9 protein-coding genes are annotated in these 8,655 nt (G+C 72.1%); 5 read left to right on the top strand and 4 right to left on the bottom strand.

What is annotated here, in order from left to right:
* Positions 1–69: 69 nt before the first annotated feature.
* Positions 70–765, bottom strand: a complete 696-nt coding sequence (locus VNM44_RS01520) for a class I SAM-dependent methyltransferase (protein ID WP_325621838.1) — start codon at positions 763–765, stop codon at positions 70–72.
* A 19-nt stretch (positions 766–784) separates the two neighbouring features.
* Here VNM44_RS01520 and VNM44_RS01515 point away from each other — a divergent pair, with 19 nt between their 5' ends.
* Genes VNM44_RS01515 through VNM44_RS01505 form a run of 3 tightly spaced genes read left to right on the top strand, consistent with a single transcriptional unit; the run spans position 785 to position 2,599 of the window.
* Positions 785–1,336, top strand: a complete 552-nt coding sequence (locus VNM44_RS01515; RefSeq protein ID WP_325621836.1) for a hypothetical protein — start codon at positions 785–787, stop codon at positions 1,334–1,336.
* A gap of 9 nt (positions 1,337–1,345) precedes the next feature.
* On the top strand, positions 1,346–1,636 hold the full coding sequence (locus tag VNM44_RS01510; RefSeq protein ID WP_325621834.1) for a hypothetical protein: 291 nt from the start codon (positions 1,346–1,348) through the stop codon (positions 1,634–1,636).
* A gap of 54 nt (positions 1,637–1,690) precedes the next feature.
* Positions 1,691–2,599 (top strand): proline dehydrogenase family protein, encoded by a 909-nt coding sequence (locus VNM44_RS01505; protein WP_325621832.1) that lies wholly within the window; start codon positions 1,691–1,693, stop codon positions 2,597–2,599.
* Between the two features lie 9 nt (positions 2,600–2,608).
* Here VNM44_RS01505 and fni read toward each other — a convergent pair whose 3' ends face one another.
* The 3 genes from fni to VNM44_RS01490 are packed head-to-tail and all read right to left on the bottom strand — an operon-like array spanning position 2,609 to position 6,272.
* Entirely contained in the window at positions 2,609–3,682 is a 1,074-nt protein-coding gene (gene fni / locus VNM44_RS01500) for a type 2 isopentenyl-diphosphate Delta-isomerase (RefSeq protein ID WP_349257994.1), read from the bottom strand.
* On the bottom strand, positions 3,679–5,058 hold the full coding sequence (gene gdhA / locus VNM44_RS01495; protein WP_414652949.1) for an NADP-specific glutamate dehydrogenase: 1,380 nt from the start codon (positions 5,056–5,058) through the stop codon (positions 3,679–3,681). The genes fni and gdhA overlap by 4 nt, the downstream gene beginning before the upstream one ends.
* 29 nt (positions 5,059–5,087) lie before the next feature.
* Complete coding sequence (locus VNM44_RS01490; RefSeq protein ID WP_325621826.1) at positions 5,088–6,272, bottom strand: pyridoxal phosphate-dependent aminotransferase; 1,185 nt, start codon at positions 6,270–6,272, stop codon at positions 5,088–5,090.
* A 119-nt stretch (positions 6,273–6,391) separates the two neighbouring features.
* Between VNM44_RS01490 and VNM44_RS01485 the strand changes: the two genes are divergently transcribed.
* Positions 6,392–7,423 (top strand): LLM class flavin-dependent oxidoreductase, encoded by a 1,032-nt coding sequence (locus VNM44_RS01485; RefSeq protein ID WP_325621823.1) that lies wholly within the window; start codon positions 6,392–6,394, stop codon positions 7,421–7,423.
* 6 nt (positions 7,424–7,429) lie between these two features.
* A partial coding sequence (locus VNM44_RS01480) for a hydantoinase/oxoprolinase family protein (RefSeq protein WP_325621821.1) occupies positions 7,430–8,655 on the top strand: 1,226 nt, incomplete at its 3' end.

Here is an 8,655-nt window from a genome sequence, read left to right as displayed (position 1 = left end):
TGCAGCAGGGTGACGAGGTCGCGCCATCCTCCAGTGCGCAGCGCGTAGAAAGCGGGCCGCTCAGCCGCCTCATTCATCGCGGATGCCCCACGTCACCACCCCACCGCCAAGGCTCATGAGCCGCTGGCGCACCCGCGAGATGCCGGCGTCCTGCCAGAGCTCGAGCTGGCGCCCGAGCGGCCACCGCTCGTACAGGCCCTCGATGCTCGGTCCCAGGAAGCGGCCCACCTCGTACCAGTTGCGACCGAACAGGCGACCCAGGCCCGGCAAGCCAACTCGGGTGTAGAGGCGCCAGAGCGGTAGCCAGAGCGGCGGCGCGGGGACTCCGAACTCGAGCGAGGCGATCCGCCCGCCCGGTTTCACCACGCGCGCCAGCTCCGCCAGCGTCGCCCCGGGATCGTCCACGTAGCGCAGCAGGTAGGTGAACGTGAGGTGGTCGAACGACGCGTCGTCGAACGGCAGCTCGTCGGCCGAGCCCTCGACCAGCTCGACGCGGTCACCGAAACGCTCGCGCGCGCAAGCGAGCATCTCGGGGCTCTGGTCGAGGCCCGTGACGCGGAACCCGCGGGCGAGCAGCGCCTGCGCCACCAGGCCCGTGCCGGTGGCCACGTCGAGGACCTGCCCGCCGTCTCGCGGGAGCCGGTCGACGAGGAACCGCCGCCAGCGCGGGTCCTGGCCGAACGAGAGCACCGCTCCCACCCGGTCGTACGTCGGGCCGAGCGGCGCGAAGAGGGCACGGGCGTGGCGGCGTCGCTCGGAGAGCATGCGGCCCTATCCTGGCACGGTGGCCCTCGCTGACGACCTCGAGCGCGCGGCGAGGGAGGCCGCGACGCAGGCCGACGGCGATCGGGTGAGCGGCGTCCTGCCTACCGAGGCCGCGGCCGGCCGTCGCGTCTACGTCTGCGCGTTCGAGGGGAGCGACGGCGAGCGGAGCTGGCTCGCGCTCGACGGGGAGGGCCACGCGCTCGACGACCGGCGCGACGTCCGCGACGCGGTCTCGATTGCCGCGTTGTGCGAGGTTGCGGAGGAGGCGGCGTTCCCGGGCGACCTCGACGAGCTGCGCGCGCAGCTCGTCGCGCTCCGGATCACCGAAGCGCCCGACGGGATCGAGGAGGCGGTGGCGGCAGCGCGCGACCTGCAGCACGTGCTCGGCACGCCGCCGCAGCTCGCGACGGCGCAGCGGCTGGACGAGATCGGCCAGGCCGCGCGCCGCCTCGAGACAGCCCTCGATCCGACGGCGTCCTCGCCCTTCAGCGCCGCCATGCGTAGCGCGGCCCAGGTAGCCGACGCCCTCTGGGCCGACGTCGAGCGCGCCTACCGGGGCCCGCTTCAGTAGCCTGGACGCATGGAAGGCGGAGGCTTCTTCCCGTTCGGCGGCGACCCGGAGGAGATCCTGCGCGGCCTGCGGGACTTCGCGGAGCAGCAGGCCGAGGGTGTCAAGGAGGCGCAGCGCGAGCAGTTCGCGACGCTCACGCTCTCCACGGCCGTCGAGCTGACCCAGGCCGCGCTCGCCCAGGTGTCGCCGTCGGGGACGGCCGCCGAGCAGGCGCTCCAGCTGCGCGACGCGATGCGCGTCCTGTTCCCCGAGGCGGTGGCGCTGGTCTCCGCCGCCCGCCAGGGCTTCATGCGCGAGTAACCCACCGCCCGAAGCCGCCGGGCGAACGCGGTGTTCCGACTACGATCCCCGCCCGTGAGGCTGTTCGACCACGCTGTCGCACGCGCGCTTCCGGTCGTGCCGCGGTCGATCGTGGGAAGGGTCGCGGCTCCGTACATCGCCGGCGCGACGCTCGAGGACGCCCGGCGCGTCGTCTCGGAGCTCAACGCGAACGGGATGAGCGCGACGGTCGACGTACTCGGCGAGGAGATCACACACCCCGAGTCCGCCGAGACGATCGCGGCCGCCTACCACGAGGCGCTCGCCGCGATCTCGACGGACGGGCTCGACGCGAACGTCTCCGTGAAGCTGACGGCACTGGGCCTCCACGTCGATCCCGAGCTCTGCCGCGCCCTGCTCACAGAGGTTCTGCGCGACGCGTCGGCCCGCAAGATCTTCGTCCGGATCGACATGGAGGACTCGAGCACGACCGACGCGACGCTCGAGCTCTACCGGTCGCTCCGCGAGGACGGTCAGGACGGCGTCGGGATCGTGCTCCAGGCCGCGCTGCGCCGCACGCTCGGCGACATCGAGGCGCTCTCCGACCTGCGGCCGAGCGTGCGCCTCTGCAAGGGGATCTACGTCGAGCCGTCCGCGATCGCGTTCCAGGAGCGGGAAGTGATCCGCAAGAGCTTCGTCGCGTGCCTCGACGCGCTCGTCGACGCCGGCTGCCGTGTCGCGGTCGCGACGCACGACGAGTGGCTCCTCGGCCAGACGCTCGACCGGATCCCGCGGCTCGAGGCGGCGGGGTACGAGCTGCAGATGCTGCTCGGCGTCCGTGTCCAGCGAGGCCGCGAGCTCGTCGCAGCGGGGCACCCCCTCCGCATCTACGTGCCCTACGGGCAGCAGTGGTACGAGTACTCGCTGCGGCGCCTCCAGGAGAATCCGGGCGTCGCCGGCCACGTCGCGAAGGACATGCTCGGGCGCCTCGTCCCAGGCCGCTGACCGCTACGGCTACGACGGGCCGACGACGACCCGGACGAGGAGGTGGACGCGGCGGAGCTCCGCGACGTCACGCGTCCCGGTGCAGTGCATCGCGACTCGAAGCTCCTCGAGCAGGCGCTCGAGGGCGGTGCAGACGGCGTCGGCCGACTCGAGGGCCGGTCGCAAGAGCGGTAGCGCGATCGCGACCGCGTCCGCACCCAGCGCGATCGCCTTCGCGACGTCGAGCCCGCTGCGGATGCCGCCCGACGCGATCAGCGTCAGCTCGGGAGCGTGGCAGCGCGCGCCGACGATCGCGTCCGCCGTCGGGATGCCCCACTCGGCGAGCTCCGGCTGGACGACCTCGCCGTGGCGGACGTACTGCTCGACGCGCGCCCACGAGGTGCCACCCGCGCCCGCGACGTCCAGGCCGGCGAGGCCGACGGCCGCCACGGCACGCACGGTGTCCGTGTCCAGCCCGTGGCCGACCTCCTTCAGGAGGAGCGGCGCACGGACGTCCGCGACGACCTCCTCCAGCCGGCGCACGAGACCGCGAAAGTCCCCGTCGCCGGCCTCCTGGACCGCCTCCTGCAGCGGATTCGCATGGAATGCGAGCCCATCGGCGCCGACCTCGTCGATCGCGCGCCGGACGTGGTCGGCGCCGTATCCGCGGTTGAGCTGGGCGACGCCGAGATTCCCGAGCAGCAGGATGTCGGGCGCGACGTCGCGCACCCGGAAGCTCGCCGCCGCCGCGGGCTCCTCGAGCATGATCCGCTGGGAGCCGAGCATCATCCCGAGCCCCAACTCCTGCGCGGCACGGGCGAGATTCCGGTTGATCGACGCCGACGCTCCGGCGCCGCCCGTCATCGCGCCGATCACGAGCGGCGCCCGCAGCCGGCGGCCGAAGAGCCGCACGTCGGTGCGAATCGCGGCGAGGTCGGTCTCGGGCAGCGCCCTGTAGGGCAGGTCGTACCGCTCGAGGCCGGTCGTGCGCGTCTGGAACTCCACCGGATGCTCGAGGCAGACTGCGATGTGCGCGCTCTTGCGCTCCGCGGCTTTGCACGGGCTCTGTACGGCGTGCGGCCGGCTGTGGAGAGGGGAGCTCAGACGACCCCCTGGTCGAGCATCGCGTCCGCGACCTTCACGAAGCCCGCGATGTTCGCGCCGTCGACGTAGTTTCCCTCCCGTCCGTACTCGGCCGCCGTCTCTCGGCACTGGGCGTGGATCGAGCGCATGATCTCGCGCAGCCGCGCGTCGACCTCGTCACGCGACCACTTGAGCCGCAGCGCACCCTGAGACAGCTCGAGCCCCGAGACGGCGACACCGCCGGCGTTCGCCGCCTTCCCGGGGCCGTAGAGGACGCCTGCGGCGAGGAACCGCTCGACGCCCTCCGGCGTCGTCGGCATGTTCGCGCCCTCGCAGACGACCGTCACGCCGTTCGCCACCAGCGCTGCCGCGTCCGCGCCCGAGATCTCGTTCTCGGTCGCGCAGGGAAACGCGCAGTCGGCCTGGACGGCCCACAACGGGTTGGCGTCGCCGCCGCCGGCCGGGACGAAGACCGCGCGCGGGAAGCGCTCCGCATACTCGCGGATCCGGCCGCGCCGCTCGTTCTTGAGCTCCAGCACGTATGCGAGCTTCTCGCGGTCGATCCCGTCGGGGTCGTGGACGAACCCGCCCGAGTCGGAGAGCGTGACCGGCTTCGCCCCCACCTCGATCAGCTTCTCCACCGCGTACTGCGCGACGTTGCCGCTTCCCGAGACGAGGCAGGCCTTGCCCTCGAGGGCGTCGCCGCGGGTCGCGAGCATCTCCTCGGCGAAGTACACGCACCCGTACCCGGTCGACTCCGGGCGGATCAGCGAGCCGCCCCAGGCCAGCCCCCGGCCGGTCAGGGCGCCGCTGAACTCGTTGCGGATCCGCTTGTACTGGCCGAAGAGGAACCCGATCTCGCGGCCCCCGACCCCGATGTCGCCGGCCGGGACGTCCGTGAACGGGCCGATGTGGCGTTGCAGCTCGGTCATGAACGACTGGCAGAACCGCATCACCTCCCCGTCGCTGCGTCCGTGGGGGTCGAAGTCCGAGCCGCCCTTCCCGCCGCCCATCGGCAGGGTCGTGAGCGCGTTCTTGAAGATCTGCTCGAAGGCGAGGAACTTGAGCAGCCCGATCGTGACGCTCGGATGGAAGCGGAGACCGCCCTTGTACGGGCCGATCGCACTCGACATCTCGACGCGGTAGCCGCGGTTGACCCGGATCTCGCCCCCGTCGTCCACCCACGCGACGCGGAACGAGACGACGCGCTCCGGCTCGACGAGCCGCTCGAGCACGCGCTCCGTCCGATAGTGCGGATGCCGCTCGACGACGGGCTCGAGCGAGCGCACGACCTCGGACACCGCCTGATGGAACTCGGGCTGGCCCGGGTCACGCGCCTTGACGGCGGTGAGCACGGAGCCCGCGTAGTCCTGCGGCCCGTTCCGGGTGTGGGCCATCGTCTCCTGGACGTCCATCGGGATCCTCCTCAGCTCCGGGCGGCCGCGCGCTCTCCGCCTGACGCTCTCTCGAGCTCGGTCGCGAGCCGCTCGAGCCCGCTCCGGATCGCTTCCTCGGACGCCGCGAGTGAGACGCGCACCATCCCCTCTGCGCCGTCGCCGAATGCGCTGCCGGGGACCACCGCAACGTGCCGCTCCCGCAGGAGGCGCAACGCGAACGCCTCCGAGGGCTCTGCCGCGCGGGCGACGTCGACCATGACGTAGAAGGCGCCCCGCGGACGTGCGTAGCCGACTCCCTCCTCGTCGAGGAGCGAGAGCGCGAGATCCCGGCGTCGCCGGTAGGCCGCGCACATCGCGTCGATCGGGTCGCGCGGCCCCAGGAGGGCGCCCTCGGCCGCCTTCTGGGAGACCGTCGACGCGCTCGACACCACGGGCTCCTGCGCCTTGACGATGGCGCGGACGACCTCCGGTGGGGCGACGACGTAGCCGACCCGCCACCCTGTCATCGCGTACGACTTCGAGAAGCTGAACACGCTCACGACGCGCTCGCGGTCGCCCAGAGCGGCCGGGCTCGTGTGCTCTCCCTCGAAGACGATGTCCTCGTAGCATTCGTCCGAGACGACCCAGAGCCCGTGGCGGCCCGCCAGCTCGAGCACGCCCTCGAGGGCAGCTCTCGTCGCGACCGCGCCCGTCGGGTTGCTCGGAGAGTTGACGAGGATCGCCCGTGTCCGAGGCCCGATGCGGTCCTCGACCGTGCCCGGGTCGAGCGCGAAGTCCGCTGTGCGGTCGAGCCGGTAGGGCACCGGCGTCACGCCGGCCGCGAGCGCCATGGGGACGACGGTCGTCCAGCCGGGATCGGGCACGAGCACCTCGTCGCCGGGATCGAGCAGCGCGAGGAACGTCGAGAAGAGCCCTCCGCAGGCGCCGGTCGTGACGGCGACCTCGTCGGGCGTGCAGACGAGGCCGTTGCGGCCCTGCACCTTCTCGGCGATCAGCTCGCGCAGGCTCCGGAGACCGACGCCGGGGGAGTAGTGCGTGAATCCGGCGCGCGCCGCCTCGGCGGCGGCATCGACGATGTGTGCGGGCGTCGCGAAGTCGGGATCGCCGATCTCGAGGCGCACGACGTCTTCGAGCTCGAGCGCGAGCTCCATGATCCCCCGGATGCCGGAACGAGGCAGCCGGCCGATCCGGTCGCTGATCGACGGCCCGCTCATCGAGGCTCCAGCTTGACAGCGACTTCGGCGGGCGGCAAGGTATCTTTACTATAAGACATCTCGCCGCGGGCAGCGCTACGACCGGCCCGGGGCGCCGCGACCCAGAACAGGGGTGGACGATGGAACGAGTCGGCTTCGCAACCGGGTACGACGCCAGCCTCACGAACAGGGACATGGCCATGTGGATGGCCGAGGCGGAGCGTCGTGGCTACGAGATCGGGTTCTTTTCCGAGACGATCGAGCTGAACCGCGACTCGCCGACGGCGCTCGCGACGTTCTCGCTCGCGACCTCGAAGCTGACGCTCGGCACGACCCAGATCGTGCGGCTGCGCAGCCCGCTCGTGATGGCGCAGACCCTGGCGTCGCTGGACGAGATGTCGGGCGGCAGGATCATGCTCGCGCCCGGCGCCTGCACGCAGACGCACTCCAAGCGCCACGGCCTCGAGCACATCAACTCGTCGGTCGCGCTGCGCGAGTACGTCGAGGCGATCCGCCTGATCTTGACCGGCGAGCGCGTCTCCTACCACGGCGAGGCGGTCAACTTCGACGACGTCGAGCTCGGCTTCGAGCCGCTGCGGAAGTACATCCCGATGTACCTGCCGGCGACGAGCAAGCCAGGCCTGCGCCTCGCCGGCAAGATCGCCGACGGCGTCCTCCTGAACGCGATCTGCTCGCCGGAGTACAGCGCCAACGCGCTCGCGATCGTCCGCGAGTCGGCCGAGGAGGCGGGCCGCGACTGGTCCGAGTTCAAGGTCGCGCAGCTGATCAACTGCTCGGTCGAGGACGACCACGACGCGGCCGTTCAGGCGATCAAGTGGGAGGTCGCGAGCAAGCTCGACCCGATCCAGCTGCCGTTCATCGCCGGGCCGAAGATGCGCGTCGGCGAGCCGTACATCCGCGAGGAGGACATCCCGGTCTTCGAGGAGGCGTGGAACCGCGGTGGTAAGGAGGCGCTGATCGCGGCCGTGCCGGACTCGTACGTGGAGGGCATGACCGCGAGCGGCACGCCCGACGAGGTGCTCGCCCGCGTCCAGAAGTTCCGCGACGTCGGCGTCCACCTGCCCATCCTCCGGCCGGCCGCCGCGCACCAGACCGAGCGGCTGCTCGACCTGTTCGCGCCCGCGAAGGTCACCGAGCCGGCTCCGGCCTGAGCCTACGTGCTCCGCGCCGGCGTCGACATCGGCGGGACGTTCACGGATCTCTGCGTCGTCGACCGCGACCACGTGGTCGCGGTCGGCAAGACGCTGACGACACCGAACGACCCCTCGCAGGGGGTCGAGACCGTGCTCGCAGAGACGCTCGAGCGGCTCGGACTCCCGTTCTCCGACCTGCAACTCGTCGTGCACGGGACGACGCTCGTCACGAACGCGATCATCGAGCGCAAGGGCTCGCCGACGGCGCTCCTCGCCACGCAGGGGTTCCGCGACGCGGTCGAGATCGGGCGCGAGCGGCGCTACGAGCTCTACGACCTGCTGATCGAGAATCCCCGCGCTCTCGTCCCGCGCCACCTCCGCTTCGACGTGCCCGAGAGGACGCTCGCGGACGGGTCGGTGGCGGTCGCGCTCGACGAGCCGTTCGTCGAGCGACTCGGACGCGAGCTCGGGGAGTCGGGCATCGAGGCGGTCGCCGTCTCCTTCCTCCACAGCTTCACCAACCCGGAGCACGAGCGTCGTGCCCGCGACGCCCTCCTGCGGGCGGCGCCCGCGCTCCGGGTCTCCCTCTCGTCCGAGGTCGTGCCGGAGATCCGCGAGTTCGAGCGGACGACGACCACCGTCGCCAACGTCTACGTGCAGGACCTCATGGCGCGCTACCTCACCGAGCTGGGCGACCGCCTCGTTCGGCGCGGCTTCGGCGGCCGGCTGTACGTGATGCTCTCGAGCGGCGGGATCGCGACGGTCGAGACCGCGAAGCGGTTCCCGATCCGGCTGCTCGAGTCGGGCCCCGCGGCAGGCGCGCTCGCAGCGGCGACCTACGGGCGAGCGGGAGGCCACCCCGATCTGGTCTCGTTCGACATGGGCGGCACGACGGCGAAGCTCTGCGTCGTCGAGGAGGGGCGCCCGCTCGTCGCCGACGAGTTCGAGGTCGACCGCAGGTACCGCCTCAAGCGGGGCTCGGGGACGCCGGTGCGCGTCCCGGTGATCGACATGATCGAGATCGGCGTCGGCGGCGGCTCGATCGCGCGCGTCAGCGCTCTCGGCACGATCGCCGTCGGCCCCGACTCGGCCGGGTCGGCGCCCGGGCCCGCCTGCTACGGCCTCGGCGGCACCGCGCCGACCGTCACCGACGCCGACCTCGTGCTCGGCTATCTCGATCCCGGCTACTTCCTCGGCGGCCGGATGACGCTCGACCTCGACGCCGCGCGGCGTGCCGTCGCGACGGTCGC

Source organism: Gaiella sp. (genome assembly GCF_035558935.1).
Taxonomy (GTDB): domain Bacteria; phylum Actinomycetota; class Thermoleophilia; order Gaiellales; family Gaiellaceae; genus Gaiella.
The sequence above is the reverse complement of the archived record's forward strand: the minus strand, read 5'-3'. Positions and strand labels throughout refer to the sequence as shown.

Coding starts and splice junctions, on each gene's coding strand:
- VNM44_RS01520 (WP_325621838.1), bottom strand. CDS start 765: ATGCTCTCCGAGCGACGCCGCCACGCCCGTGCCCTCTTCGCGCCGCTC.
- VNM44_RS01510 (WP_325621834.1), top strand. CDS start 1,346: ATGGAAGGCGGAGGCTTCTTCCCGTTCGGCGGCGACCCGGAGGAGATC.
- gdhA (WP_414652949.1), bottom strand. CDS start 5,058: ATGGCCCACACCCGGAACGGGCCGCAGGACTACGCGGGCTCCGTGCTC.
- VNM44_RS01490 (WP_325621826.1), bottom strand. CDS start 6,272: ATGAGCGGGCCGTCGATCAGCGACCGGATCGGCCGGCTGCCTCGTTCC.
- VNM44_RS01485 (WP_325621823.1), top strand. CDS start 6,392: ATGGAACGAGTCGGCTTCGCAACCGGGTACGACGCCAGCCTCACGAAC.